Source organism: Kitasatospora sp. NPDC004240, assembly GCF_053603215.1.
In genome coordinates this window covers 15,291-42,115 of sequence record NZ_JBSGFD010000069.1, presented here as the reverse complement: position 1 = coordinate 42,115, position 26,825 = coordinate 15,291, and the positions used below count along the sequence as shown (strand labels likewise).

The following is a 26,825-nucleotide window of genomic DNA, read 5'->3' as shown; positions in this document are numbered from 1 at the left end:
CCTGCGCAAGCACAGCCGAGACGCCACTCGACCACTGGCCACCCTCGGCATCACGTGATCAAACCGGACGGATCGCCAGAACGACGCCGCCCTGGGGGGAGGACGTCGTCTCGGGCATCAGGTCTGCTCCTGGGAATCGTCGAGAGTGGTCGCCGTGGTGTCGCCATGCGGCTGGAGCCCGGGGCAGCCCTCGTGTGGGTGGAGACATGCGTGCACTCCGAGGGCGGTCACACCGCCTTCGGCGCGGGCCAGGACGGCGAAGCCCTTGGCCAGAGCCGTGCGGGAAGACCGCTGGTGTGTCCCACCGAACTGCAAGTCGTCGCCGTGACTGGCGATCTGCTCCAGGGCGTCCTCGCGGGCGCGGTCGATCTGCTCCTCGGAGGCGTCGCGCAGCTCCGCGATGAACATCGGGACCATGAAGAGCAGAAAGCTCGTCAGCCGGGCATGGAATCCGCGATCACCGGCCGCGTCAGGGCGGTGGGAGCGGGAGTTGTTCGGGGCTGTCACGACGCAGCCGAAGGGCCCGTAGGAATCACTCATCCCCGCCGACCTCCTCCGGCGGGACGATCACGGCCGAAAGGGCGAGCACGTCCAAGACGGCGACGTCCGTGAGACGGTCCACCGTCTCGTCGGTACAGGCCGCCGCGAGCACGCCGGGCTGGAGGTCTTCGAGATGGCGCCGCACCGCGGGGAGGCTGGCTGCGGTCCCAGCCGGGAGCTCCAGCGACAGAACCAGGTCGTGGACGCTGGTGCGTACCGCCGTTAGGCGGACCGCGACCCTAACCGTTGGGTCGGGTGCCGGGTGGGATCGGGAGGTGGAGGGCATGGCGAGGCTTCCGTTCATGCAGGGGCGCCCCTGGCTCGATGAGCCGGGGGCGCCCGGGAGATGGCTGGTCCGCAGACCGCAGCGGGGGATCAGGCGGCCGCGAGAGGGCAGCTGCTCCGATGGACCGGCGAGGTGCGGAACAGGGCGGACTCGATCGCGCGGTCCATGCCTCCGAGCAGCCAGTCCCCGAAGTCGGCCAGGCTGTCGACCCTCGCCGACGGGACACGGGAGGAGCAGGCGCGGCACGGCGCGACCAGGCTGAACGTCAAGCGCGCATCTTGATAGGTGCCGAGGAAGATGTGGCCGCGCCGCCCGAAGGACAGCTGGACCCTGGCTGCACGGGACAGAGCGGCACCGGGGAACAGCGGGTGGTTGATGTCCTCGTACACGCCGAGCCGGAGCCCGGCGGGCAGCTGGAGCCGGTGGCGCAGCACCGCTGCCATGCCTTCACGCTCGGAGGTGGCCGCCAGGATCGACGGGTCGAAGGTGGGGGCTGCGCCCCTGAGGCCGTGCGCGCGGCTGATCGCGGCCTGCCGTGCGCTGTCCTCTATCGCGTCCAGAGTCGAAGCGGTCCCGTTCACGTCGTCTCCTCGATGGCTGTGGTGGAGGGTGAGGCCCGGGCAGACCGGGGAGGAGAGCCTGGCCCGGGCCTCGCGGTCCCGCGCGCTCGGCGGCGGGACGAGCCGCAGTGCCGCTCCTACAAGGTGGTTCGTATCGGACGGCCGATCCGCCTGATGAGCTCAACACTAGCGGCACTCATAGAGGTATGCAATATGAATCGGAGTTGGTTCGGCCGGCACGGCGTACGGACCATGCTCCCGCCCGGGCACCGGCCTCGGGCGGGAGCCTTCGGTCTACGCGGTCAACGCACCCACGCGATCCAGGATCGCCTGCGCGCAGGCGAAGGCCTCGCGTTTGTGCCCGTAGGACGGAACGCGAAGGTGCATCGCCTCGTGGGCCAGCGCCTTGTCCGCTGCTCTCCGGGTGGGCACCAGGGCCAGGTTGAGGATCATCAGCGGTGTGGCGAGCCGGCAGCCGTCATCGCCCCGGTACACCTGGGCGACGTAGTGGGCGTGGAAGGCCAAGCCCGTGCGCCGGCTGTACTCGGCGACGTCCAGCGTCAGCTCGAACGGCCGCTCGGCGGCTTCCCGGAACAGCACAGCTCGGGCGTGCAACCACTCGCCGTCCACTGGCAGGAGCTGCTCCTGGTCAGGAAGCGGACTGCGCAGGGCCTCGTGGCGCGCGACAGTGACGGGGTGCCCGCGGTGGTACGTCACCGTCGCCCACCCCCTTCATCAGCCGACAGGCGCTGTGCGAGATCCAGGAGATCGTCGGCGGACATGTCGAAGTGCGCCGCGAGGCGCTGCAGGAGCCGGCCCTCGAGGACCAGGCGTGCCGGGGCATCGGCACCGCGCCGGGCGACGGCCTCGGCGTGCGCGGTCACAACCGCCCCCTGGTCGACGCCGAAGTGGGCGGCCAAGTCCTGGGCGACCTGGGCCGGAAGTGTCCTAGTCCGGCCCTGTTCGAGCATGGCGTACGCGCTGCGCTTGAGGCTGGCCGCGGCCGCGGCCTCCTCCTGGCTCGCGCCAGCGCGCTCACGCAGATCCCGCAGCGTTGTCGTGGCGGCGGTGCGCAGGTCGTCGGCCGAGCAGTCCAGCGCCGTAGCGAGTCGCTCCACCGTCCCCCGCTCGGGGCTTCGCTCGCCCCGCGCGTATTGCTCGAGCACCGTCACCGTTACGCCGGCCTGGGCGGCGAGCTCGCGCGCCGCCAGACCCCTCGCCGCCCGAGCCGCCTCCAGGCGCCGGCCATCGAAACCACTGATGCCGCGCCGTTGCTCCGCGCGCATGCTGCCACCTCCCGCGTGGTGTCCGTGCCGGCGATCGTGCCGGCGCCGCGCGGCCGGCCCGGTGCCGGCCGCGGTGCCATCATGCCAAAGCGCCGTCGACGCCCTGGTCGGTGCGATGCTCACGAGAACTGCCCGTGCCAGGAGTCGGCGTCCAGCCGGTCGAGGGCGGCCTCTTCGTCGCGAGTGAGGCGGTCGGTGAAGCTGTCCCACCGCTGGACGGTCGCCAGTTGGTCGTCCTCAGCCGGCTGGATCCGGGCAATCTGCCCGGACGCCAGCTCCAGCACGACGTCACCGCTGTCGGTCACGGAGGCGTTCCTCCAGCGCAGCGCCCGGCGCCGGGCCACATTCAGGTTGAACACCCAGCCGAGGTCCGGGGCTTCGGATCCGCCGACAAGCGGCCGCACCCATATCAGGTGATCATCCTCATCATCGGCGCGATGGTGGCGCGCCAGGCCCTGACGGAACACCTCAGTGCCATCGGGATCCGTGACGACGAGCTGCGCACCGGCGTCGACCGGGTCGCCGCTCGCGGCGTGTTCGCCAGCGAGCAGCGTGGCGAAGCGGTCCGTCCAAGCGGGTGTGGATGTGGACATGATCGGGACTCCTTGCTGATGTGGGGTCAAATGGTGCAGGTCAGTAGGCACTCTGGACCACATCTTCGACAGCCTTGCCGCCCAGGTGGGTGATGCCGCGGGCCTTGAAGTTCTCCAGGAGGCTGGCGCGTTCGCCCTGGCCGTTGCACATGATGCGGCTGGGAGCCTCGGCTCCGAGCAGGTCGATCCCGTCACGGAACATGATCTCGTTGCCCGACGCCGTGTGCGTGGCGATCTTCATGGGGTCGCGGGTGAGCCCGCTAACCTTCTTCTTGTCCGGGCTGACGCCGTACTGGTCGCTGTTGTAGGCGTAGTAGTCCGACCGGCCCATCAGGACGGACGGGTTGTCCCAGACCAGATGTCCCCCGAACCCCGCCGAGGAGGTGCTCGAGACGCGGAGGAAGACGGAGTTGGCGCCGCCGGTCTTCTTGTCCTGCCCCTCCGACATGCCGATCCCGCCGCCGATTCCCATCACCGCACGCTTCTCGGTGGAGGCCAGAACTCCGGTGCTGAACACGTCGAGCATGCTGCCGCTTCCGATGCTGTGAGTCAGGGACTTCCCGGAGAAGGCCTCCTTGATCTTGTCAGCCTGGCCGGTGACGTCGAATCGTGACCACGTTAGCCAGCCTCCGGACGCGGTCGGGACCGGGTGGTAGCCGGCGCTGGCCGCCAGCGCGTCCCCGCCCTCGAAGCCTGTGGCCTTGGCGACCGCCTCCCGCAGCACCGCCACCTTCTTCGGCAGGGCGGTCTGCGCGGCCTCGAGCTGGATACGCTTGACCTGGTAGTGGAGCTCGTCCTCACTCAGGCCGATCAACGACTCGGCACGCTGGTGGACGAGCTCCTGCACCTGCAGGTCCTCCATCCCCTTGGCGGTGCTGATCGCCTCCTTCATGCCGGCTGAGTCTCCGAGCCCCTGGGCGGTGATGTTGTTGGTCAGATACGTCCACTCGCCCTCGGCCGCGGTCATCGGCTTGTTGACGAGGTGCAGCTGCTCCAGGCGCTCGACGAGCTCCCCTCCGTGCCCGGCCCCTACTGGCGCGTGGACCTCGAGCTGGCCGCGCATCGAGAAGTCGGTGCTGTTCGGGTCGTTGGCCGCGTACGGCCGGTAGACGGCGCTCCAGCCGTCGCCGAGCTCGATCGCGTACTCCTTGCCGTTCGCCGAGCTGCGCTTCTGGCCGTCCCAGGAGGTCTCGCCGGTTTGCGGGTTGAGCGTCGCGTTGATGCGGCTGGCGTCGCGCAGCTGTGCAGCCAACGTCCCGGGCTCGGGGTCCTCGGAGGGTGCCGGGATCTGCTTGGTCACCATCTTGGTGACCTCGTGGCCGTGCGGGGCGAAGTGCGGCATGGGTGCGCCGCCGTTGTTGATCTTCTCGCCGATGAGGTTGACCTGGTCCAGGTAGTACTGGGCCATAACCTTCTCGTCGTCCGAGAGGCCGGGGGTGTTGAGGACGTTCTGGACCGCGTCGAGGGCCTTCTGGTGCTTCTGGATGGACGCCTCGGACATCGGCGAGGAGCTCTTGAGCTTGTGCTGCACCGACGTTGTCGCTGCCGTGACGAGCTCCGCGAGCTGCAGGTTCTTGTCCAGGGGGAGGCGCTCGTTGACCTTCTCCTCGACCTCGACGTCGACCATCTTGGTGCCTGCGACCGTGAGGGCTTCGAGCAGCTTGCCCTCGGCTTCCTCGCTGACATGGGCGAGGAGCACCTCCCGGGGCCCGTCCGTCGACTGGTAGGCGACCAGCGTGGCCTGAGAGTGGAGGAAGTCCTCGCCTCCGACCAGGATGGGCACGCCGGTGGCGAGCCCGACCGGCGGCGCGTGGGGAACCGGCGTCAGCGGCGGGTCGCCCTCCTCCTCCTCCTCCTCGGGTTCGGGCTCGGCTCCCTGCGCAACGTCGACGCCTTCCGCGGCGTCGACGACTTCGACAGTCTGCGGCTCGACCTTTGTGCTGGCGGTCTGGTCGGTGTCGGCCTCCGCGGCCGCCGGCTCGAGAACCGCCTGCTCGGCTGGATCACCGGTCGAGCCGCTGGCCCCCTCGCTGCCGAACGCCGTCTCCGAGTCGGCGGCCGCCCCAATCCCAGGCTCGGGCGACAGCTCCGGTGACGCCGCCGGGTCGAGCTCGGACGCCACCGCCTGCAGCAGCGCCAGATCGGACTCGGTGAGAGCCGTGGCCGACGCGACAGGAGGATCGCCGAGGCCGACCGGGGCAGCCGGACTCTCGACCGCCACGGTGGGCGCGACGGCATAGGAGGAGTGGCTGCTCTTTGAGTTGGTTCCCATCAGTTAGCTCCGTGCTTCAGCGAGGCCGCGGACGGCATCTTCAGCTCCTTGACGAGGAAGGCGGAGAAGTCCTCACGCAGACGCTGCTTGCGCTCTACGGCGTGGTCGAGGAACGCGTCCGCGATCTGTGACTGAGTGACCTGGGATGCGGCGATTCCGTGCTTCTTGGCGGCCGCCTTTCGCATGGCCGACACCCAGTGGACGCCGGCCTTGGCGCCTTCGTGTGCGGTGGAGTGCAGCATCGCGCGCCACTGCGAGTCCGGGATCGCCTCGAAGTTCTTGATGATCGGGTGGACGACGGCGGGGTTGATCTTGACTCCGTCGGCCAGCCCGCCGGCAAGGGAAGCCTGGTACAGCTTCTGGTGCAGCGGGTCGAAGGAGCCTCCGCCGGACGGCGCGTAGCCGACCGAGAGCTTGTCCTGCCCGTAGTGCTTGAAGGCCTGGCCCCGGTCGATCGGCAGGAATCCGCCGGATGCGGTCCGCAGCACGTTGCCCTGGTGGCCGTCGTGGTCGCCGATCAGCCACGAGCCCACATGCGAGCGGACGATCGCGTCCACGTCGGCCTGTGACCAGCTCTTCGGCGCGGCGGAGAACTGGGTCGCCCCCTTCAGCATCGGCTGGATGGTGCCGGCTTTCCCTTCGATGTTCTTCACGTACACCGGCACCGCTGGCAGACCGCCTCGGGCCAGGACGTCGGAAGCGGCCGCCTCGGCGTGCGCGATCGCGCTGCCCCCGTTGTGGTCGGTCTTGAACAGCCAGGTCGACCCGTCAGGAGCGCTGTGTACGGTCTTCGGATAGGTTCCGCCGAGGTGCGCTGCCTGGCCGGGACCGAAGGACCACGAGCCGACGACGGCCGGGTCGATCCTGGCCGGCACGTCCTGCGCGGTCGCCTTGGCCTGCTGGAGGCTGGCCACCAGCGCCTGGACCTTGGCGTTGAAAGACCCCGGGATCGCCGGCTTCGCCGGCGCCTTGGGCACCGGCTTGGCCGCAGGGGCCGCCTGGACGAGCTTCTGCGCCTGCTCCGGGCTCGCCCCCATCTGGATGGCGGCAGCCACCTTCGCCTCCGCGGTCAGCCCGGTCCCGGTCGACGGCGCCGCGGCGCCCGGTAGCGTGCTTGCCAGCGCCTGCACCGCCGCCGGCGACGCAAGGCCGGATCCGCCGACGGCGGTGGGCGCGGTCTGCGCCGCGGCCTTCTTCTCGGCCGCGGCATCGACCTTGGAGACGATCGCCTGCGCGTCCAGGGCAGGGTTGAAGCTGGCCGCGATGTAACTCTGCAGGTTCGCGCGGGTCGCCTTGTCTGCGTTCGGCATGCCGAGCTGCTCGGCGACACCGCGCAGATCCGCCAGCTTCTGCTGCTTCGCCCAGGTGTTGAACTCGGTCGTCAGCGCCTTCGGGTCGACCTGGTGGGAGGTGAGCAGCCCGGGGTTGCCCATCGAGATGTCGGACGACTGGAGCGTCTCGTGGATCCAGCCCTGTGCCTGTTGCTGCAGCGAGTGCAGTTCACCGGTGGTCTTCGCCCACTCAGCCACCTTGGCCGCGGCCTCCGGGCCCCCGGCGAGATCCGGAAGGCTCAGCTCGGAGTGGATGTCCGGTTTGCCCTCCTTGTGGACCCAGTGGGCATTGTCGAGGGCGACCAGCTGGTCCTTGCGCGCCTGGGCGAGCGCCTTCAGGTGCTCCTTCTCGATCTCGGAGGTACCGGCGCGCATCAGAGCGACGAGCTCCAGAGGCTTGAGATGCTGAGCCTCCGTCAGCGTCATCTCTCCGGCGGCCAGGGAGTCCTTCACCAAGGGGATGACTGTGCCCGAGTTGATCTTGGCGATCGCCAGCGGGTCGCCGGTCCACACCTTCACCCCGTTCTGGAGCTTCTCCAGGCCGGGCATGTCCGGGTTGTGCGCGGTCAGCAGGTGCTTCTCGAAGTCGAGGAGGTTCTTCAGCTGCTCGCTGCTCAGAACCCCCTTGGCGTCCGCTGCGGCCTGGCTGGCCGCAGACCAGGCCTTCTCCGCGGCATCCACCTGCTCGGGGGTGGCAGCCCACATCCCGTCCGGCGCCGACGAGGGAACCGGGGTGCCCTCCATCTGGTGCAGGTCGGCCAAGGTCATCCCGCCGATGGACTCGCCGGCGAGCAACTGCTCGTAGCGCTTGAGCGCGGCGGCCTGGATCTTGTTCTTGGACGCGATGCCATCGCCGTAGTACGGGTCCAGCCAGTGCACCAGCGGGTGCTGCGCCTTCCCGGACAGCCCGACGAGCGTGGGGTGCTCGAAGCCCTTCGCGGCCGCGATCTGCTGCAGCTCCTCGGGCTCGAGCTGGGTGAGGTAGGCGAGAGACTGCGCACGCAGTTCATCGAGCTGAGCCTTGATCTCGTCCCCGGAGAGGCCTTGCTCCTTCAGCTTCTCGATCGCCTCGCGGGCGTCCTGGATCTGCTGGGCGAACAGCTCGTAGCGCTCGACCGGATCGTCGGGCAAGGGGTCCTCACCGCCCAGCGGGTAGTCGCCGCCGGCCGCGAGGGTCTCCAGGTTCTCCATCGCCGCCATCAGCTGGGCCTTGGCCTCCACCGCCTCATCGCTCAGCTGCGGCCCGGCCAGCGGTTCTGACGCGGCCGGTGCGGCCAACTCCGCGTGCTCCTGGAGAACCGCGACGTCGCTGGGCGCGATGGCGTAGGAGGCGTGGCTGCTCTTCGAGTTCGTGCCCATCACGCACCTGCCCTTGTCGGCAGAACCGGAATGACCTCGGCGAGCAGCTGGTCGAGGACAAGCTCCGCGGCATGTCGCAAGTCGACGGCCTCATCGGGGACCGGCACCCGAGCGATGTGGCAGGTGCCGGACTCGGCCTCCCACACGGCGATGCGCTCGTCCGTGACGCCTTCGGCCAGCCGCTCGCGCCAGGGGCCGGCGTCGTCGTACACCAGCGGCACCCACACGAGGTGCTGCATGGGCGTGGCGTCGAGGGAGCTGTCGCGGGCCAGGACGGCGACCGGCTCGACCGGGAGGCCGAGGACGGGGTGCCAGACCGTTAGGACCCACACGGACCACGACGAGGACGGGGAGGCGACCGGGGGTATGGGCTGGGTCATGCCTTTGCCTCCTTCCGGGCCTCGATGGCCGCGACGCGACTCTCGAGCTCGGCGAGGCGCTCGTACAACTGGCTGAGCTCGTCGTCGGTGATGGTGGAAGCGGTGCGGCGCGGCAGCGGCCCCGACGAGTGCGCGCTCAAGGAGGCCTCGGTGGTCGCGGCCGTGTGACTGACGTAGCTGCCGCGCCCCTGGACGGAGTAGACCAGTCCTTCGCGCTTGAGCACCGCTAGGGCGCCCTGGACGGTTGAGCTGGCTACCTCGAAGCGCTGCTGCAGTTGCCGGGCGGAGGGCAGCCGGGTTCCCGGCGCCGGGGCGCCGGCCTTGATCTCCCGGCGCAGCTGGTCGGCGATCAGACGGAACGGCTCGATGGGTCCGCCCGCGGCGGCAATGCCGGCGAGCCAGGCAGGAACGATGTCCCGCCCCTGGGCTCCCGGGGCGGGAGCGTTGGCGAGCAGCGCCGTCGGCGCGGTCGGTGACGGCATGAGGACCCCCTTCTCCTTCGTGGTGTTCGACCCATACAGGTGCCGGAAGGGGGTTCCGTGTGACACGAAGGCGGCAGATTTCTGGCGCGGATCACCGGGCGGGCAGCAGGGAGGCCATGTAGCGCACCGTGGAGGCGAAGGCGTCGGCCGGCCGGGCATGGACGTCCTCGCGCCCGTTGGCGGTCATGATCGCCCCGTGCAGCGCGTACTGGTGGGGGTTCTGGCTGACCAGTGTCACGCGGGTGCCGAAGAGCGAGACCACCTCGGCGATCCGGTCGGTCCGGGACAGCCCGGTCAGGATGATAGGTATGTCCCCGGGCAGGGTCTCGGCGAGCCAGTACAAGCCCGGCCGCGCCCAGGAGTCCCAGTTGACGTTCTCGCGCACGGTCTGCAGGTTGATGGCGATCGCGGGCGGCGGCGCGTCCTCGATCCACGCGGTGTACCTCTTCAGGTCCTCCAGCCGGAACCAGTAGAGGTTGGGGACGGCGGCGACGCCGGCGTCGGCGAACTCCTGGCAGATCAGCAGGCAGCGGCGCATGTTGAGCAGGTGCTCGGTGCGAGGCCAGTTGCCGTAGATCGAGTAGTTGGGGGCGAGGATCAGGTTCCAGCCCTGGGAGGCGATCTCCTCTACCAGGCCGTCGCGCTTGCGGTAGGTCCAGAAGGCTTCGACGAGGGGATCCTCGCCGTATCCGACGAGGACGGCCTTCTGCCCGTCGCGCAGGGCGAGCACGTCGCGGGCCTGCTTGCTGGCGAACCTCGGGTAGATCGTGTGAGTATCGGGCGAGAACACCCGCCGCATCCCTACCGCGTAGGCCGGCCAGCGCAGACTGGCGTCCAGCTGGGTGATGGCCGATCCGTCGGTCATGGGGATGAAGGCCGGCAGGTCGGGCAGCTCGCCTTCGATGACGATGTCGTCGAAGGCGAGCGTGCCGCCTACGTCGGCCATCCACTGCGCGATGTCGGTTCGCGAGCCGCAGCGGATCGGGCACCCGCCGCATGCCCCGCTCGGCGAGCCGGCCTCGGTGGCGGAGCAACCGCAGTACGAGCAGTCGGCGTTGGACCCGGAGCACAGCGGCTCGATGGTCGCAGGGCCGCCGCGGCCGTCCGGTCCGGCCCAGAAGGCGCACGAGCGGCAGTCGCAGCCGCGCCCGGGCAGGGGAAGTCCGACGCCGGGCATCGGGAGGGAGACCGTGGTCATGCGGCGTGCTCGCTTTCTTCGGAAGAGTCGATGTGGGTGATGTCGGAGGCGAGGGTGCCCTCGAGCTCGCGCAGCGTCAGGCGAAGCGAGCCCAGGTCGTAGCGGCCGATGCGCCGGCCAGAACGCAGTTCGGCCAGCAGGCCGCGGAGGCCGTCCAGCGCGGTGCGCACCACCTGCGGGTCCGCGACCGGCGTCGCTGGCGCTTCCGCCGGCCGGGCGGGCTCCTCCAGGCCCTCCTCCTCGTCGGCGGCCGACGAGGAGACACCGGGGGGCTGGTTGTCGGATGCGATGACCGGGGCGGCAGACGGCCAGGGCGCCTGGTGCTCCTCGGGACCGCCGGCTTCGTCGTCGTCAGGTTCCGCAACGGGGTCGGGAACGCGGCTGAGCTTGGCACGGCGTGCGGCGTTCGCCTGGTCCTGCCGGCCCTCGGCGGCGTCGATGACCTGCTCCGGGGCCAGCTCCGGAGAGGTGAGGCCGATGTCCACCGCGCTGGGCAGGAGGTGCAGGCGGTGACTGCCCTTCAGTGCGGCCCAGATCTCCGAGGCGGCGTCCTCGCGGCCGCGACGCAGCTCGGCGAACCGGATCCTGGTGTTGAGGCGGATCGCGGCCTCATCCATCTCACCGGTGAGCTCCCGCGGCAGCTCCCTGAAGGCCCGTACCAGTTCGGTGGCCTTGCGCTCGGTGAGCTGCAGGCCGAGACGGGTGAGGACCTCCGACCAGGGGGCCGCGCACGACTGGTCGTTGCCGCGGATCTTCTCCAGTGCCTTGAATCGCTCCACCGAGTCCGGGATCGCGTAGATCTCGGCGGGAACGGGCCGGCCAGCCCGTAGGAGCTTACCCACCAGAACGGCGCACCGCTGGTACATCAGCGCTGCAGCCTGCTCGCCGGGCCGCAACCCTTCGCGGGCGAAATTCTCGATGAACCTCCACATGTGACGTTCTTCGTCCGACAACGGTCCCGGGCAGATCACGGCCGGCAGCCCCGCGAAGTGGGGGTTGTCCGGCAGGTGCTGCGCGCCCCAGCGCATGGCGCGCAGCCTCCGTTCACCGGTGACCAGCCGGATGGTCGGAGCCCGGCCGGCGACGGTGATCTCCTCGGCGAGAACCGGCTCCAGCATGCCGATGACCGACATCGAGGAGATGAGGTCGGACAGCTCCGCCGGTGCGGTGGCATCACCTGGCTGACGGCCGGTCCGCTCGGTGAACGCCGAACCGGGCCCGCGCAGCGGCAGCATCTCGAAGCGACGCTGCCGCAGCTTCGTGCTGCGCTGCAGGATTTCGGCCAGCTGGATCATGTTGGCGCCCTGGGACGGCGCCTGCTCCTCCAAGGCGATGCTCATGGCGTGGTGTGTCCTCCGCTGTGCGGCCCGCCCGCCGTCGCCGGGCTCCCCGCAGGAAGTCCGCTCGGCGTGTGGGGCTTGAGGTACAGGTCGGTCAGTGGCAGTCGGTTCTCCGGCGTGCCCTTCAGCATGGGAGTGAAGATCGGTTCGAACGGGCCTCGCTCCTGGAGCAGGCGCAGCGTGGTCACGCCGATGGACAGGTGGCCGGCAAGTCGGGCCAACCGCGGATCCGTCTTGGTGAGGGCGTACAGGTCCTCGGTCCGCGTCGCCAGGCGATCCTGAAGGGTGGCGGACGGATCGCCATCGAGGACCACCAGCAGCCGCGGGAAGACCGGGTAGCTGTACTGCCAGGCCGGGCGGGTCGACGCGGCCGAGCGGCGGGCCCGGTCCGGGTGCTGCGGCACGTACTCGTACAGCCGGCCGTAGGCAGCCAGCTTCGCCGCCAGCCGCGCCGTGGTCATGGTGGCCCGGTCGACCTCGATGAACAGCGTCAGCATGGTCCGCCTCCCGCGCCGCACGTCGACGTAGCGCAGCACGGAGTCCGTGATGACGTGGTCGTCCTCGAAGCGGCGCTGCCCGTCCCGGATGCGGTGGGCGACCTCGGGAACCCAGTCCAGGGGTCCGCACTCGTGCCCGAGCCGGGCCGCGTGCCGGGTGAAGGCGATCCCGGTCTCGTTGACGGCCATCGTGTGCCACTGCCGGGTGCCGGCCACCGACTCCGGCGTGACTCGGTACGGGCGCGGCTCCACTTCGCCACCTGCCTCCACCGATTCCGCTCCGGCTTCGGTGAGAAACCACAGGTAGGGGGCCTTGCGCGGGGGCCGGCGGTAGCCGATCTCTCCCGACCGCTGCAAACGACGGGCATGCATGTGCTGGACGAGTCCGGCCTCGCGGAGCCCGCGAAGCTGCCCCTGGAGGTACTTGGGCGTGTTGGCCCCGGGCAGCAGCAGCCGGTGCAGTTGATCGGTGGACATCACCCGGTGCTGGTACAGCGCGGTGAGAACCTGGCTGGCCAGGGCCTGGAAGCTGGTGCGCTGTGCAGGAGCGTGCGCCTGCGTTTCCATGACGGTCACGCGAAGCTCACCTCCGGCGTGCCGGGGTCTTCCATGTCCACCGGCGGCTCGTCCGAGTCGGGCGCCTCTTCCTCCGGGCCGCTGAGAACGGGCCCGGGGTCCTTGCTGATCCGGACCTTGGCCGGCGGCGCGGCGTCGGAGGGCGCCCCGGCGACCGGCGCGCCGACGTCGAGGTCCTCGTCCTCGGCGTAGTGGACCGGAGTCTGAGCCAGGGCGTGGACGATGCGAGTGTCGAGTCTGCGCAGGTCCGCGAGAATCTCCCGGACCGAACGCCGGCTCAGGTTCTGGTCGACGGACGCCGTGAGCTTCGGCAGGTCATCGGGCCGGTGGTAGTCGGCGTACAGGTCTTCCACGCTGGCCCCGCGGACCCGGAACGGGTCGGTGCGCCCGTCGCCCAGGGTCACGGACATCACGTAGTGGTACGGCCGGAGCTGGGTGATCGTGTCGGGGTCGACCTTCTTGCCCCAGCGGCGCGTGACCAGCTGCGCCTCGTCGATGTCGCTGGCGGTCGTGGACAGGACCGACAGGTTCTGTAGCAAGCCCTGCCTGGTCGTGGGTGTCAGGCGCTGAGCCATCTGGGTCATTGCGAGCAGCTTCACGCGGAACTTCCTCAGCTGCTCGGCGATGGCAGCCAGGGTGCCCTTGCTCGCGCCGTCGACTGCGGTCAGCTCGTCCACGAAGGCATAGAAGTCCTTGCGCGCGGCCACCGGCATGTCGCGCCGGGACAGGCCGGCGCGGAAGAGGTCGTAGATCAGCAGGCACGAGACGATTCGGTCGGTGTCGCCGGTTCCGGACGGGCAGATGAAGACGATCTTGCCCTCGTCCATGGCGGTGCGGATGTCGTACGTCGACAGCGAGGAGCCGAGGAACGCCTTGATGGCGTTGCTGCTGTCGAGGCGCTCGATGATGTTGGTGACGACCGGCGTCGCCTCGTTGCTGTACTTCGGGTAGGTCTTCGACCAGAAGTCCCGCAGGTTCTTCGACAGGTGAGGCACGACGGCGTCGCGCCAGACCTCGTCCGTGAGGATCGTCCGGATCTGGAAGATCGTCGGCGCCACGTCGGCCCGGCCAGCGCGCGACAGCAACCAGGACAGCTCGGCCAGGGACTCGACGGACCGGGTGAGGATGGTCTTCGCGCGCCCCGCGGAATCGGACCAGTTCAGGGCGCTGCTGAAGCCCGTGACGATGTACTGGACGATGTCCGGGATGTCGTCCTCGCGCCGGTTCTGCATCGACAGGGGGTTCCAGGACGCGGCCATCGCATCCAGGTCCGGCGAGGTCAGGTCGATCTCCCAGATCCGGGGTGCGAGCTCACGGTGAGCCAGGTACGGGCGGGCGCGCTGCCAGCCGTCGCCGTGAGGGTCCAGGAAGAGGATGCCGTGCCCGTTGTGGGCCAGCGCGATGGCCTGAACCAGTGACATCTCGGTCTTGCCGTGGCCGGCCTTGCCGAGGAACAGGCCGAACAGCAGGTAACGCAGCGGGGCGCCGGCCAGACGCTCGCCGCCGCCGGGCTTCGGGACCCAGCCGAGCGGCAGCAGATCGGGCTGGCCGTTCCATGTCGCCAGCTGTGGAGGAGGCGGCGGGACCACGCCGCCGGAGCGGGCGACGTTAGCCGCCGAGTTGTGGCGCGTCGGCGGCTTGAGCAGGCCGGCGATCTCCACTCCGGTGACCCAACCGTGCTTGCGGGGCGCGAATGCACCGGTCTCGAAGCGGTGGTCGAAGTGGCGCCGGTACAGCGCGTTGTCCGAACGCAGCCGGGTGACGCCGAGGTTGAGGCCAATCGGGCGCAGGTAGTTGTCGCCGGCCCAGCCCTCAAGTGCGGCCAGGACCTGCTCCAGGAGCAGCCGGGGCCGGTGGGGATCCGTGGAGGAGGTACGGATGAGCAGTTGGAGGTCGAAGACGGGATCGACGCCGGGCAGGAGCTTGCCCATGGCGGCCTTCATGTCGGTGGTGCGCACCTGCCGGTGACTCCCGCCACGCGCCTGGGGCCGCTGGGCGTGGGCACCTCGCATCTCGGCGGCGATCTCCGCCCCGATCGACGAGAGCCGCTCGAGGCTGAATCCGCGACCGCCGTACTGCGGCAGCCCTGGGATGGCCGGCATGTCGTGCGGGCGGCGCCGGGCGGTGGCTAGGAGCTGGTTCCGCTTGCGCGAGACCTTGCCTGGGGCCACGGGCACGAGGTCCAGCACGACGTCGGCCCGCTCGTGCAGGTTGGTGCGAATGTCGGCGACGGCGGCAGCGAGGGCCTCGAGCGGGTCGGGGCGCAGGGGCATCTCACGCAGGGCCAGATGGTCGGGCAGTGCCAGGGCCAGCTCGGCCCGGGCCACGTGCCGCGTCTCGGGGCGGTCGGGCTGAGCCTTCTTGGTGGGGCTTGCGGCGGAGTCTGAAGGGGAAGTCATCGTGTTCTCTGCTCTCGTCGGGTCAGGCCGCGGCCCGGACGGCGCCGGCGGGGGCGGCCGCGCCTCCGGCGGCCTCGGCGGCGCGGCGGCGGGCGCCCAGGAGGATCTGCGGCCGCTCCGGCGCGGCGGCGTCATCCGCGACGGCCCGAAGCTCGCACTGGGCGTAGCCCTGGTGCCGCAGCACCGCAGCCGCCCGAGCGGGCCCTTCGACACGCAGGGTGAGCGGCCCACCGTCGGACATCAGGCGCACTCGCATCGCGGAGCCGTACGTCGGCAGCAGCGCCCACCTGGAGGTGCTGCGCTGCGCCTGGGCGAGCTGCCTGGCGAAGCGGAGGACGTCCTCCAGCACGGGGTCGAAGCCGGTGGTGGGCAGGACATCGAAGGCCTGACGGCCGCGCAGGGTCTTGCGGCTCATCAGGCGTTGGAGGGTGTGGAAGCCGAGTACGACCGTGACGGTCACGAGGGCGACCCACCACAGGTTGCCTGCCGACCACGTCGCGGCCACCTGGGCGTACTGGGGGATGCTGGTGGCCGCTGAAAGGACGCTGTCGACGACGTCGCTGGTGGTCATCGCCCGCCCCCGCACACGGGGCGGGTCGCGAGGACGTGCGGATGGTGGAGCGGCATGACGGCCTCCTGGTGGGTGTCGATCGAATGCGGACGCCCAATACAGGTCTGGAAATGCCGGTCCGTGTGACATGCAAGAGCAGAGTTCTTGCTGGCCCGTGCTACGGGAGGGCCGCCGGCGACAGGCGGCCCTCCATGGCGGCTACCCGATGTGCCGCATGGCGAGGATGTTCGGCTGCCACTCGGCGAAGGAGTGAATGCGCACGTTGAGGCCGGTTCGTGGGGCTTCGATGACCTGGTTGTTGCCGATGTACATCCCGACGTGTTCCGGCCGGGTGGCGGTCCCGCGCGAGAAGAGGAGGTCGCCGGGGCGCAGTTCGGACACGGACCGGACCGCGGTGCCCGAGTTGACCTGGTCATAGGTGGTTCGAGGCAGGCTGACGCCCGCCGCTGCCCAGGCCATCTGGACCAGGCTGGAGCAGTCGCACCCGTCAGACCCGCGGTAGGGGCTGCGGCAGTTTCCACCCCACTGGTAGGGCGTGTTCATGGCGGTCTGTGCGGCAGCGATCGCCCGTGATGCGCCGTCGGATCCGGTGGGCAGGGGCACGCCGCCGTCGAGGCCAGCGGCCCACTGGGTGGCAAGGGCGCGGATCTCCCGGACGTAGTCCCGGGTCTCGGCGAACGGTGGCACGCCGTTGTGCTTCGTGACCGCGCCGGGGCCGGCGTTGTATGCGGCAAGCATGTTGTCCGCCGGATCGCCCGGGACGTCCTTGACGTCCTTGGCGAGCGAGCAGTCGTAGGCGGCTGCCGCGGGTACGGCGTCGGCCGGTTCGAACGGGTCCTTCTTGTGGTCGCCGTTCCCGTCGATGCCCTGGGTGGCCCAGGTACCGGGCATGAACTGGGCAATACCCTGGGCACCGACCCCTGGCGAGACCGCCCTGGGATCGAAGCGGGACTCCTGGTAGAGCTGCGCTGCAAGCAGGGACGGCGTGAGCTGGGGACACCCGTGCTGCGCGACGGCGTCCGCAATGAGCGTCCGAAGCCAATCCGGCACCGGCGCCGTGGCATTGATCCCACCACCAGGGCCGTTCCCGCCCCCGGGCTTGTTGGTGTTGTCGTTGCCGACGGCGGTGGCGACAGCCAGCGTGATGGCGACGACCACGAGAAAGAATGCAATCACCGGTGCCAGGGCAATGAGAACCCACTTCTTCACTGCGTATCCCCCGCTCAGGCGTTGGGCAGCGCGGTGACGCGCCACGTTCCGTCGGTCCCGCGGCGCAGCTCCAGGGCCACCTGCTCCTCCGTAGTGGTCGGTGGTGCGTCGCTGGGGGCGACGGTGAGGCGGTAGTGGATCCTGACCAGGGCCCGGGTCAGGGTCGGATCCGGGGCGCCGTCGGGGATGGTGACCCCGATGACCTCGGCAGTGACACGGGTCTGGTGCGCCCGCCACTGCTCCCACACCCGGTCGGCGCCCGGCCTGCCAGCGGCCAGTTCGGCGGCGAGGTCAGGGGCGGTGTATGCCGCAGCGCGCCTGACCGCGTCCTGGAACGAAGAGTCGGCGCCGGTGCGGGCGTCGTGCATGGCCCAGGCGAGGGTGAACCGGCGCGCGGCCTCGGTCACCGGCTCCGGCAGCTGGACGTTCTGGTGCCCGGCACTGTCGCTGGGTTGGGCCGAGAGGGATGCAGTCCCGGCGCTGTGCTGCGCGGTCGCAGTGAGGCTGGGGGTGGGTGCTGCCGAGGGCCGGTTCTGCGGATCTGCGGCCGGTGATGCGGCGGCGGACCGGGCGGAGTGCGAGTGCGCGCATGGTGCTTCCGGGCCGGCGCTCAGCAGGGCGATTCCGAGGCAGGCAAGGAGCGCGGACGCTGCGAAGAGGGCCGTGGTCCCGAGACGGGTGTGCCGCTTCCGGGCGGGAATGGACATACGAGGCCCCCTTCAGGGCGGGTGTTGGGCAGCGATTAGGGGTCCGCAGGGGCCGGCCGTTGAGTGGCCGGCCCTGGTTGGTGCTACTCGCCGTCGGAGGGGTCCTCGTCGACGGCGCCGTCGGGGCCACTCGGCGCCAGGGGACCAGCCGGCCGGGCCGCTCGGTGGATCCGGCGCGGTGGCACCGCAGTGGGCCCGGTGCTCCCCGGACCGCTGTCCGAGGGCGGGACGGGCTTCGACGGGGCCTTCGCCGTTGTGGGCGCTTCGCTCGCTGTCTCAACCGACGACGCGGCGAGCCCGGTGGGAACGGCGGCCGCGCTCCCGGGAGCAGGGGTGGCTGCGGCGGACCGCGGCGTGATGCCGCTGGCCTGGGCTGCGGGGCCGCCCGGCACCTGCGGGGCGGAGGCGACGGCGCGCGGCTTGGGGGGTGCGCCATCGGTGGCGGGCCTCATCGGCTTGGCGAGTCCGAGCTGGATGTAGGCCCCCTGCCTGCCGATGTAGCGGGCGCCGGAGGCGAGATTGTCGTTGCCCTCCTTAAAGAAGGCCTTCGTCTCGGCGGCCTTGGTGGAGACCCGTGCCCCAGCGCGCTTCTGCGCGGCCAGAAGGTCGTCATACACCTTCGTCGTACGGGCACCGGCTGCAGTTGCTCCCCGCTTGGCGGCCTTGACACCGCGGGGCACGCTGACCGGCGCGCCAGCGGTCGCGTAGACCGCAAACTTGCCGGCCTTCCAGCCGTACTTGGCGGTCGCCGCTGCGGCCTTGCCCGTGGCCATGGTGGCCCGGCCCCCGCGCGTCTGGCTCATCCTGTTCACTGCAGCTGTCGCTAGACGCTTCTTCAGCACCTGCTTCGCGGCGCCCTGCGCAGCGACCTTGGCCGCGGCTGCCGTGCCGCCGGTGCCCGCGACGACGGCGGCGTTGGTGGCGATCCGTGCCGCGGTGCGCAGCTTGCCGCCCTTGCCCCGGCGCTGAGGCGGCCCGACCCACAGGTCCCTCGCCGTACGGCCAGCCTTGCCGATGGGGGCGGTGACCTTGCGGGTTTCTCCCTTCGCGTCGTTCCAGACCTGCTTGAGGCTCGGCGCGGTCTCGGCGTAGCGGCCCGGGCTGGCGAACACGGAGTTCCTGGATCCGCCGATCTTGGCGTTGGCCAGGCGGCGGTTTACCTGGACGGCGACCTGACGGGCCGTCTCCTTGATCTTCTTGTGTCCTGCCAGGCCTGCGATCGCGGTGAGGTCGATCGCGATGAACTTCACCGCCAGCACCTTGCCGGTGTTCGCGTCGATCAGCGCCAGGATGATCAGGATGAAGATGGCGAGGGAGAGGACCGCCAGGACCACGCCGAGGATGGCTCTGAAGATGGCGGAGAACCAGCGCCAGAGGGTGGCGCGGCCTCCTCCGGGAAGGATGCCCACGCACAGCGCCCAGTGCCCACGGATGGCTTCGAAGGCGACCCAGCCTTGTGCGATGAGGAATCCGCCGGTCACCAGGACGAGGAGCACGGCGATGATCACCGCCGCGATGGCGATGAAAAGGGCGGAGAATGCGAGGTCGGCCGACGCCTTCTTCGCGCTGAGGTTCACGCCTCCCGCCTTGCAGGTGCTATCGAGCTCCTTGCCGGCATGGGTGAGCTGGTCGAGGTAGGTCGAGCCGCCCCCAGGGCTGGCCCGGCCGGCCTCCCACATGTTGAGGCCCATCTGGTTGTAGTTGTACTGGACGACCTTGAACTTCCCGAAGGCCTCCGCGCAGGCGCCCTCGAAGGTCCTGCCGTACAACATGAGCTGGGTCGGCTTCACGATGAGCGCGTCGACCAGGGCGTCCTTGATGGGCTTGCTGACGGTCTCCGGGTTCGCCTGGACCTTGCTCGGGTCCTTGGTGAGTACGAGCGACGAGACCTGCAGACTGAGGTCCTTGGCGCTGCCCAGGACTCCGCCGTCCGACATCAGCATCGTCGAGCCCTGCTGGGGCAGGTCCTTCGCAGTGCCGAGGAGCACCTGGGCCGGGGACAGCAGCAGCGTCGTGGCGACGGCCGCGATCACCAGCGACAGGCCGGCCTCGGCGAAGCCGCGGCTGCGGTTGCGGAACATGATCTGGTAGCCGGCGAACAACGCGGCAATGGTGAGGAAGAGGCCGGGCAGACCGAGTCGGTTGATCACCTGGTCCCGGATGGTGCTGGCGATCCCCTCGACCGGCTTCACGAGGATCCCCGCAAGCCCAAACTCGAGCGCCCACTTGATGAACCAGCACGCGAAGCCGACCACCCACTTGGCGATGCTGAAGAAGATGATGGCGAGGATGTTCCAGATCTTCAGGTCGATGTCGTCCCAGTCGCCGGTGTCGCTCTCGACGGTGTACGCGGAGATCGGTACACCGAACCGGTCGGCGACGTTGAAGGGCTGCAGCAGACCGTCGCTGCCGTCCTTGGGCGGCTGTCCCAGGTCAACCACGGGCTTGCCGCCCGGGTCCGGCGGCGCGGGCGACAGGCCCGGCTCCGGTGTCCAGGTCGGGCCCGTCGGTGGCGTCGTCGGCGGCACGGGGCTGGGACTCGGCTTGTCCGGCCCGGGCTGGGGTGTGGCGCTGGATCCGGGCGGCTTCGGTGACGGGCCGTTAGTCGGGGTCGGGACCTTCGGGTCGGCCCACGCCATCGCCGCCACGAAGGCGAGGAAGACGGCGAGCGGAACCGCGAACATCCAGACCCGGCGCTTGCCCGGCCGGACCGACCTCGGCCTGGCCGTGGTGGCTCGGCTCATGCCGTCACCTCGGCGAACTGCTCGAGCCCCGGGTCGTTCTGACCGGGCGTGGTGTGGATCGCGTCAGCCGCCGCCTCGTCAGCGGGAATCAGGACCTTCATCGCACCGATGCGCTTGCGCAGGTCCCGGTACAGGCATTCGCCCGCGCGAAGCAGCCGGTCGATGTCGCTGAGGTTGATCGGTGACAGGTTCTCCGTAATCAGCTTGATCATCTCGGCGTCGTTGGAGTCGAGGTCGAGGAACTCCAGGCACCGCTTGGCGAGGGCCTTCCCCCGGTGCCGGAAGACGTAGATGTGGGAGAGCAGCGCCCTGATCTTGTCGCCGATCTCGTTCTTGGGACCGATGTCGTACGGGTCGTGGGAGCCGGCGAAAGCCCCGGCGTTGTGCTTGCGGCCGTCCGCGATGATCTCCAGAAGCAGGTTGGAGCCCTCGGCGCTGGACGTCAGCCACCAGCACTCGTCCAGGAACACGCCGGTGAACTCGTTAGGGTCGGCGAAGGCGATCTCCCGGCACAGAGCGGTCATCAGGTACATGAGCCGCCAGCCGAACCGCTTCTCCACCTCCAGCGTCGGCAGCCGGTGCTGCGACAGGTCCTCCTTGGTCGGCAGCCCAAGCCGGTCCACGGCGAACACGATGCTGTCCGCATTTGTGATCTGGACGACCGGCAGCGACGGATCGAAGATCACCTTGCCGAGGTCCTTCTTGGCGAGCGCACGCAGCTTGCGCACGACCTCGGACGCGGCGGCGCGTACGGCAGAGTCGTTCGGCTCGTCCGGGTCCTGGGTCCTGGCGCGCTGTGCCAGCGTGTCGATCAGCGCGCTCATGCTGGGCTGGGGTCCCACGCGGGTCGCCTCGATGGCCTCCGCGAGCGTGATGCCCTCGACGGACATAGAGGCGATGTCTAGAAGCGGCGTCAGGAACGACTCCGTGTACCGGGCCGCGCGCGGCCCGCGGAACACCCGCAGTGGGTCGAGACTCAGGCCGGCCCGCTCGTCGACGTTGATGATCTGTGTGGTTCCGGGGCAAGCGAGCGCGAACCGCGACCACTCCTGCTGGGGCGTGCGGTCGATGACGAGGGCGCGACCGCGGCTGTTCTTGTTCCCGCTGCGGCGGCCGGTGGTGAGGATTGAGTACAGCGCGGACTTCATCGCGACCGACTTGCCGGAGCCGAGCTCGCCGACGAACGCCGCCGAAGCGGAGGCGTTGACCCGCGGGCCGTAGGAGAAGTCGGTGAGGACCGGGCGCACGCCGCCGCCGGAGAGCTGCAGGCCGAAGAGCGAGCCGGCGTCGTCTCCGAGGCTGGAGCCGCAGTAGGGCATGGCCATCGCGAAGTCGCGCGCCAGCATGAACTGGGTGTAGTCGAGCAGAGGCCTGGGAGTTCGGGTACCGGGGAGCATGGCGTGGAACAGCGTGACCTGGTCCCCGATCGGCCGGACCAAGGTGTACTCGTTCCCGCCGAAGTGGTTTGCCAGTAGCTGCGCCTTCTCGTTGGCCTCGTCGGGGCTCTCGCCCCACACGCAGGTGGCTATGGACGCGCGGATCTCCACCTCGGTGGCGGAAGCCGTCAGCCGCTCGCGGTATTCATCGAGCGAGATCGACGCCTTCTCCAGCGAGGCCGGCGCGCCGGCCGTCTCGCCCTCGTACTCCCCGCGCTGGTTGGCGAGCTCCCGCTGCTGGCGGCGAGACCGCGGCTCGGCCTTGGCCCCGGACTCCACGTGCATGCGCACGGCCCAGTCGACCGGGAAGGAGAAGTCGTCAAGGACGGCGAGGTACTCCGAGCCGGGGAAAACGAAGCTCTCCGGCATCTCGGACAGCACGGAGAACGCCTGGTAGCTCGCCCCATGCTGCGTCTCGGCCTTCAGGTAGCGCCGGCGCCACGGGCTGGTTGGCCCCTTTCCTTCCCGATCGCTGCGTCCGCCCTCGTCCAGGATGACCTGAGTGTAGGCAGCCACACTGTGGCCGCGACCGCGCAGGGCACGGGGTGCTCCTTCCTCCGGGAGGAGGGGCTCGTCGATGCCGCGCCGGGCGCTGTGTCCGTAGATCCACAGGATCTCGGCCTCGGTCGCCGGGCGCAGCTTGATGCCGGTCGGCCAGGTCGCGGAGATGCGGCGGGCCTGCTGGAGCCGGCTGGTCTCCTCGGAGGCGGAGACGGGGGCAACGGGCAGGCCGAGGGAGGACATGACCTCGACCTGGACGGATGAGAGCACGGCCTTCGCGGTCTGCTTGACGTCCAGATGCGGCAGCGGCAGCGCAAGGAAGTCGACCCGCCCGGTGAGCTCGAGGTCCTCCAGCTGGTCCAGGACGCGAAGGCTCAGGTCTACGTACTCGGGCGACTGGTCGAGGTCGACGCCGGCGGTCATGCGCGTGACGACGGAGGCGGCATCTACCTGCGGGCACAGGGAGAGAAGGAGCACCTCGCCGCGCAGGGACTTGAATAGGGCCTCAAGGGCGTCGAGCCGTGCGCGCTTGGTGGCGTACGAGGCGTGGCTGTAGTTCTCGGTGTCGACCTTCCACACGCCCCACACGGCGGCGTTGGTGGTCCAGATCAGGTGGCCGCTGATGTGCCGGACGGGAAGACGCATGACGGGTTCCTTGAAGACGAGGGGGCGGGCGGGGTGGCCCGCCCCCGACGGGTCGTGGTTCAGCGCTCGTCGAGAGAGGCGAGGAGGTCCTGCAGGGCGGTGCGCGCCGCGGGGCGTTGCCGCGGCGCAACCAGGTCGGCCTCGACCGCGGTCGGGATGGTGGACCCGGGCCGAGGTGCGGGACGCGGGCGCTTCGTGGCCGCCGCCGGGGCCTTGGTTGTTCGTTTGGCCGGGGCCGGGACGGTCTTCGGGGGCGGCGCTGTGGTGAGCTGAGGCTGCCTGACGGGCGGGCTATCGCCGGCTGGCCGCTCGCGAACGGTGCACTGGCCGATCGCGATGCCGCGGCGCGGGACGTGCTGCGGCCGGCCGGCGAGACGGCCGGCCGCAGGGGTGGAGACGTAGACGAGCAGGCTCCGGATCGCGCGGGCCGGGTCGCGGCCGTCCAGCCTGGCGTACCGCAGTACCCAGGCCAGGCCCCACGGCACGGTAACCATGATCACAATGTCCATGAGGCCGAAGTGCGCCCAGATCGCCCGGGTGGCCGCGAGGAAGCCGAACGCGACGACCATGGTCACGATCTGGGTGACCGTGTACGGGCCGCCCGGGATGCGGCCGGCGCCGGGGAGTTTGCCGACGACCAGGGGGTGCTTTCGGGCGCGGGTGTAGGAGTGCCCGATCAGTTCCTTGCCGTCGTCGGCGGTGCTCATATCCGCCCCACGGTGTCGAGGTCGATGCCGGGCGCGTTCGGCACGGTGCGGACGAGCTGTGCGTTGTTGGCGGGCTTGTCGTCAACCTCGGACCCGACCTTGTTCTTGAGGGTGTCCATGTTGTTGATGCCCCAGAGCACCAGGGCGCCGAGAACGAAGGCGACCAGGGTTGCGACCCAGCTCTTGGTCCTCCAGTAGGCGGCGATGACCGCCAGGACGACCATGAGCCCGGCGATGAGGAAGACCAGGGTCTTGATCGCGTTGGTCTTGGCGGTGGCCCAGGTGAGGACGTCGCCGGCGAGCATCACGGTGTTCGGATCGACAGCAGTGTGCATGGTTCTCTTCCTTGTGGTGTCGGGATCAGGGGACTGCCGGCGGCGGCGTGCTGGTGCGCGCCTGGCCGGGGCTCTGGATGGGTGCTGGCGCGGTTGATGGCTTGGCACCCGTCTTGATCGCGGGCGCGTCGGCTACGGCCCAGACCTCCCAGCGGCCGCCGCGGGACCGCAGGTCGAGGGCGTAGGTCAGTGGGTAGTTCTGGCCGGTCGAGTCCGTAGCGGTGACCGTGACGAGCACGCGGCGGGCGGCCCCGTCACTGGGGACGGCCAGGCTTCCGTCGGAGGGGCCGTTGTCGTACGCGTTGGTGATCTTCACCGAGGTGTAGGGCGCGGGCGCGATGGGCGTGATGGCGGTACCTGGGGAGATGTAGCGGTCCAGCTCGCCGTTGCTGGCGAGGTAGGCGCTCAGGAACGACGACGCGGTGTCGACGACCGGGTCCGCGGTGCCGCTTCCCTTCGGCGTCCCATACGCCAGTCCGCTGGTCCGCAACGCGGCGGGCGCGGCCACCTGCGCCGGCAGGGAGGTAGCGGCATACCCCGCGGGCGTAGCTGTGGATTTCGCCGCCCCGCCGACTGCGGCCGGCCCGACGACCTGCACGCCGACCCTGAAGTACTGCACGCCTTGGTCGGCCGTCTCGCCCTTCTTGTTCTTCGCCTGGACCCGGGCGGCGACGGTGACGGACCAGTAGCCGGGCTCCACCTCGGTGCTGGAGATGGCAACGATCCGCGATGCCGACCGGGACGCCGGAGGGTTCGTCAGGATGACCGGGTCCGCGTAGTACGGGCTGAGGGAGGACTCGGTGCCCTGGCCCGCCTCCAGGTATGCGGCGACGAACAGTTGGGCGAAGCCCGACGGCGCTGTGTCCGACGGGTTCCGGACTGCCGCAGCAGGCTTCTTCGGCTCCTGCGGTGACGCCGAGGAGGTGAAGGCTGCGACGCCGAGAACGGGCCCAGAGGCCAGGAGCACCCAGGCGCCGATCCGGGCAAGCCGCGCGAAGCCGGACAGACCAGCGGTGCTCATCTGCCAGCCGGTCCGCTCCTCACCTGCAGTGTCTGGCGCGTCCTGAACCTCGGCTTCGGTGATGTCGTCCCATGCCTCAGCCGTCTCCTCCTGACGGCTCCGTCGCAGCCTCATGACGCCCTCCGACCGTCCGTGGTGCGCTCTGCCTGCGCGGTGAGCACCGCTCGGATCCGCGCACGCAGTTCCTCGGGACTCCTGGCAAGCAGGGCCTCCCAGGAGCGAAGGGCCGACTCCGACTCGGCCTCGAGGTAGGCCCGTACCTCCTGGTGCACGTCGCGGTCGAGGGGATTGCGAACGAGAGCGGCACCCAGCTGGGTGAGCCGCCGACGCGCCTGCGCAACGCGCCGCTCGTCCTCATCGAGCAGCGGGCTCGCGGGGCCTTGCTGGGGGGCGGGGGGTGTGGGCACAGCGGTACTCCCGGTCTCGGGCGGATGGGATGGTCGTGATCAGCGATCACCCGATACAGGGGTGGATTCGGGCCACCGTGTGACATTCGGCGGCCCGGAAATTTCAGGCGGCTGCCCGATAGGCGTTCATCAGGTCCGCCTGGCGCAGCGGGCGCACCGCCCGGCTGGCGCGCTGCCGCAGGCGGTCGCCTTCGGAGCCCATCGCCCGGGTGGTGCGGTGCCGCTGCTCCTCGGGGATCGCGGTGCTGAGGTAGTAGTCGGTGATCCGCCGGGCATCGGTGGGCTTGAGCGCTTGGACGTCCACCGCCCACATCACGAGGTCCAGCAGTTCGGTGCGGGCCTCGCCCCGGGTGAGCCGCGGCTCGTCGCTGCGCACGATGTCCAGCTCGGCGGCGCGGGCAAGCAGCTCAACCAGTTCGGCGAGCATCTGCGGGTCTTCGGACTCCTGCCTGACCCACAGCACGGTGGGGTCGCCGGCCAGCGGCTCCAGCGCCCGGCCGAGCTTGATGAGCTCGCCGCGGTCGTCCTGGTCGGCGGCCAGGGTCGTCAGGGCGAGGGAGAGGGTGTCCATGGCGACGTTCGGGAAGACACGGCGCGGCCGCCGCTCGAGCGGGTAGGTGCACAGGACTTCGAACAGCGCGCTGAGCATCGTCGAGAACACGAAGTCCCAGTCGGAGTTCCGTCGCAGCTGCGACTTTGTCATGAGGATCGTCTTCGGCAGGAACACCCTGGCGGCGATCCGCCAGGCGAGCTGCCCGCTGAAGCCTTCCGCGCCGATCTTGCGCATCAGCGCGGCCAGCGTCTGGTCGTGCTGCGCCCACTCGCCGCGGCGGCCGAGCCGGATGAGGAGGTCGACGACCTCCTGCGGGGTGCTGGCGCCGGCGAACTCGGGCTCTTCCTGGGACCAGCACGCGACCTGGTCGGCGGCTCGCGGGTCGGCGGCCAGGACCTCCCAGTCGCGGTTCATGCGCTTGATGGCGAGGCCGGACTCGTCGGCGCTGGCAGTAGAGAGGGTGCGGGTCTTGGTGGCCACGTCCGTGTCCGTCCTTTCGCGTCATCCGGTGGATGTCGCTCACGCTCTCTGGACCCCCCTTGTCCGCGGCCTGATCGCCCTCGCCGACAGACCCGGTCCAGGGGCATCCCGGCGGGCGCGGTACTCCCGCACCAGGACAAGGGGTGCGTGGACAAGGGGTGCGGTGCGCCGGACAAGGGGTGCGCACCGGCGGGTGCGCACCGCACCGCAGGGTGCGCCCATCCCGATGCGCAGGGGTGCGGTGCGCCGTCTCGGGGTGCGGTGCGCGGCGTACCAACTCCGCCGGTGCGGCCCGCACCGAGGCACCGCACCAGAGGTGGCGGGCAGCCGGTGCGCACCGAATGTGCGGGCGCCTCCCATCACCAGAAGGGGCCGTTCGGGGGCGTGGGGCAGCAGACGCTCCTCCGCGC

At 70.2% G+C, this 26,825-nt stretch carries 23 protein-coding genes; all 23 read right to left on the bottom strand.

Annotation, left to right across the window (positions count from 1 at the left end; all coding sequences use genetic code 11):
* Positions 1-117: 117 nt before the first annotated feature.
* The 23 genes from ACWEQL_RS20300 to ACWEQL_RS20190 all read right to left on the bottom strand — a co-directional run bounded on the left by ACWEQL_RS20300 (position 118) and on the right by ACWEQL_RS20190 (position 26,415).
* Complete coding sequence (locus ACWEQL_RS20300; RefSeq protein WP_452151659.1) at positions 118-540, bottom strand: hypothetical protein; 423 nt, start codon at positions 538-540, stop codon at positions 118-120.
* Positions 533-826 (bottom strand): hypothetical protein, encoded by a 294-nt coding sequence (locus ACWEQL_RS20295; protein ID WP_452151658.1) that lies wholly within the window; start codon positions 824-826, stop codon positions 533-535. Before ACWEQL_RS20295 ends, ACWEQL_RS20300 begins: the two co-directional genes overlap by 8 nt.
* An 89-nt stretch (positions 827-915) precedes the next feature.
* The gene (locus ACWEQL_RS20290; protein ID WP_452151657.1) at positions 916-1,407 is read right to left on the bottom strand and encodes a hypothetical protein; all 492 of its coding nucleotides are present in this window, start codon (positions 1,405-1,407) and stop codon (positions 916-918) included.
* A gap of 273 nt (positions 1,408-1,680) precedes the next feature.
* A complete protein-coding gene (locus ACWEQL_RS20285; RefSeq protein WP_452151656.1) occupies positions 1,681-2,103 on the bottom strand; it encodes a hypothetical protein in 423 nt (140 codons plus the stop codon).
* On the bottom strand, positions 2,100-2,672 hold the full coding sequence (locus tag ACWEQL_RS20280) for a helix-turn-helix domain-containing protein (RefSeq protein ID WP_452151655.1): 573 nt from the start codon (positions 2,670-2,672) through the stop codon (positions 2,100-2,102). Before ACWEQL_RS20280 ends, ACWEQL_RS20285 begins: the two co-directional genes overlap by 4 nt.
* 119 nt (positions 2,673-2,791) lie before the next feature.
* A complete protein-coding gene (locus ACWEQL_RS20275; RefSeq protein ID WP_452151654.1) occupies positions 2,792-3,265 on the bottom strand; it encodes a hypothetical protein in 474 nt (157 codons plus the stop codon).
* A 40-nt stretch (positions 3,266-3,305) separates the two neighbouring features.
* Positions 3,306-5,537, bottom strand: coding sequence for a hypothetical protein (locus ACWEQL_RS20270; RefSeq protein ID WP_452151653.1), 2,232 nt, complete (start codon positions 5,535-5,537; stop codon positions 3,306-3,308).
* Positions 5,537-8,227: a hypothetical protein gene (locus ACWEQL_RS20265; protein ID WP_452151652.1), complete on the bottom strand. Its 2,691-nt coding sequence runs from the start codon at positions 8,225-8,227 to the stop codon at positions 5,537-5,539. The genes ACWEQL_RS20270 and ACWEQL_RS20265 overlap by 1 nt, the downstream gene beginning before the upstream one ends.
* Complete coding sequence (locus ACWEQL_RS20260) at positions 8,227-8,607, bottom strand: hypothetical protein (protein WP_452151651.1); 381 nt, start codon at positions 8,605-8,607, stop codon at positions 8,227-8,229. The genes ACWEQL_RS20265 and ACWEQL_RS20260 overlap by 1 nt, the downstream gene beginning before the upstream one ends.
* On the bottom strand, positions 8,604-9,089 hold the full coding sequence (locus ACWEQL_RS20255) for a winged helix-turn-helix domain-containing protein (protein ID WP_452151650.1): 486 nt from the start codon (positions 9,087-9,089) through the stop codon (positions 8,604-8,606). The genes ACWEQL_RS20260 and ACWEQL_RS20255 overlap by 4 nt, the downstream gene beginning before the upstream one ends.
* A 91-nt stretch (positions 9,090-9,180) precedes the next feature.
* Positions 9,181-10,287: a DUF4417 domain-containing protein gene (locus ACWEQL_RS20250; RefSeq protein ID WP_452151649.1), complete on the bottom strand. Its 1,107-nt coding sequence runs from the start codon at positions 10,285-10,287 to the stop codon at positions 9,181-9,183.
* Positions 10,284-11,582, bottom strand: a complete 1,299-nt coding sequence (locus ACWEQL_RS20245) for a hypothetical protein (protein WP_452151648.1) — start codon at positions 11,580-11,582, stop codon at positions 10,284-10,286. The genes ACWEQL_RS20250 and ACWEQL_RS20245 overlap by 4 nt, the downstream gene beginning before the upstream one ends.
* A 41-nt stretch (positions 11,583-11,623) precedes the next feature.
* Positions 11,624-12,691 (bottom strand): replication-relaxation family protein, encoded by a 1,068-nt coding sequence (locus ACWEQL_RS20240; RefSeq protein WP_452151660.1) that lies wholly within the window; start codon positions 12,689-12,691, stop codon positions 11,624-11,626.
* A 5-nt stretch (positions 12,692-12,696) separates the two neighbouring features.
* On the bottom strand, positions 12,697-15,099 hold the full coding sequence (locus tag ACWEQL_RS20235) for an ATP/GTP-binding protein (RefSeq protein ID WP_452151647.1): 2,403 nt from the start codon (positions 15,097-15,099) through the stop codon (positions 12,697-12,699).
* 22 nt (positions 15,100-15,121) lie between these two features.
* On the bottom strand, positions 15,122-15,670 hold the full coding sequence (locus ACWEQL_RS20230; protein ID WP_452151646.1) for a hypothetical protein: 549 nt from the start codon (positions 15,668-15,670) through the stop codon (positions 15,122-15,124).
* Positions 15,671-15,868: 198 nt separating this feature from the next.
* Entirely contained in the window at positions 15,869-16,879 is a 1,011-nt protein-coding gene (locus ACWEQL_RS20225; RefSeq protein ID WP_452151645.1) for a C40 family peptidase, read from the bottom strand.
* A gap of 14 nt (positions 16,880-16,893) precedes the next feature.
* Positions 16,894-17,286 carry a hypothetical protein gene (locus ACWEQL_RS20220; RefSeq protein ID WP_452151644.1) on the bottom strand — a complete coding sequence of 131 codons (393 nt, stop codon included), beginning with the start codon at positions 17,284-17,286 and terminating at the stop codon, positions 16,894-16,896.
* A gap of 383 nt (positions 17,287-17,669) precedes the next feature.
* Positions 17,670-20,330, bottom strand: a complete 2,661-nt coding sequence (locus tag ACWEQL_RS20215; protein ID WP_452151643.1) for a hypothetical protein — start codon at positions 20,328-20,330, stop codon at positions 17,670-17,672.
* A complete protein-coding gene (locus tag ACWEQL_RS20210) occupies positions 20,327-22,912 on the bottom strand; it encodes an ATP-binding protein (protein WP_452151642.1) in 2,586 nt (861 codons plus the stop codon). The genes ACWEQL_RS20215 and ACWEQL_RS20210 overlap by 4 nt, the downstream gene beginning before the upstream one ends.
* A gap of 59 nt (positions 22,913-22,971) precedes the next feature.
* A complete protein-coding gene (locus tag ACWEQL_RS20205) occupies positions 22,972-23,619 on the bottom strand; it encodes a hypothetical protein (protein WP_452151641.1) in 648 nt (215 codons plus the stop codon).
* Positions 23,616-23,954 (bottom strand): hypothetical protein, encoded by a 339-nt coding sequence (locus ACWEQL_RS20200; protein ID WP_452151640.1) that lies wholly within the window; start codon positions 23,952-23,954, stop codon positions 23,616-23,618. The genes ACWEQL_RS20205 and ACWEQL_RS20200 overlap by 4 nt, the downstream gene beginning before the upstream one ends.
* A gap of 25 nt (positions 23,955-23,979) precedes the next feature.
* Positions 23,980-25,089 (bottom strand): conjugal transfer protein, encoded by a 1,110-nt coding sequence (locus tag ACWEQL_RS20195; RefSeq protein ID WP_452151639.1) that lies wholly within the window; start codon positions 25,087-25,089, stop codon positions 23,980-23,982.
* Between the two features lie 396 nt (positions 25,090-25,485).
* Positions 25,486-26,415, bottom strand: coding sequence for a hypothetical protein (locus tag ACWEQL_RS20190; protein ID WP_452151638.1), 930 nt, complete (start codon positions 26,413-26,415; stop codon positions 25,486-25,488).
* Between the last annotated feature and the right edge of the window lie 410 nt (positions 26,416-26,825).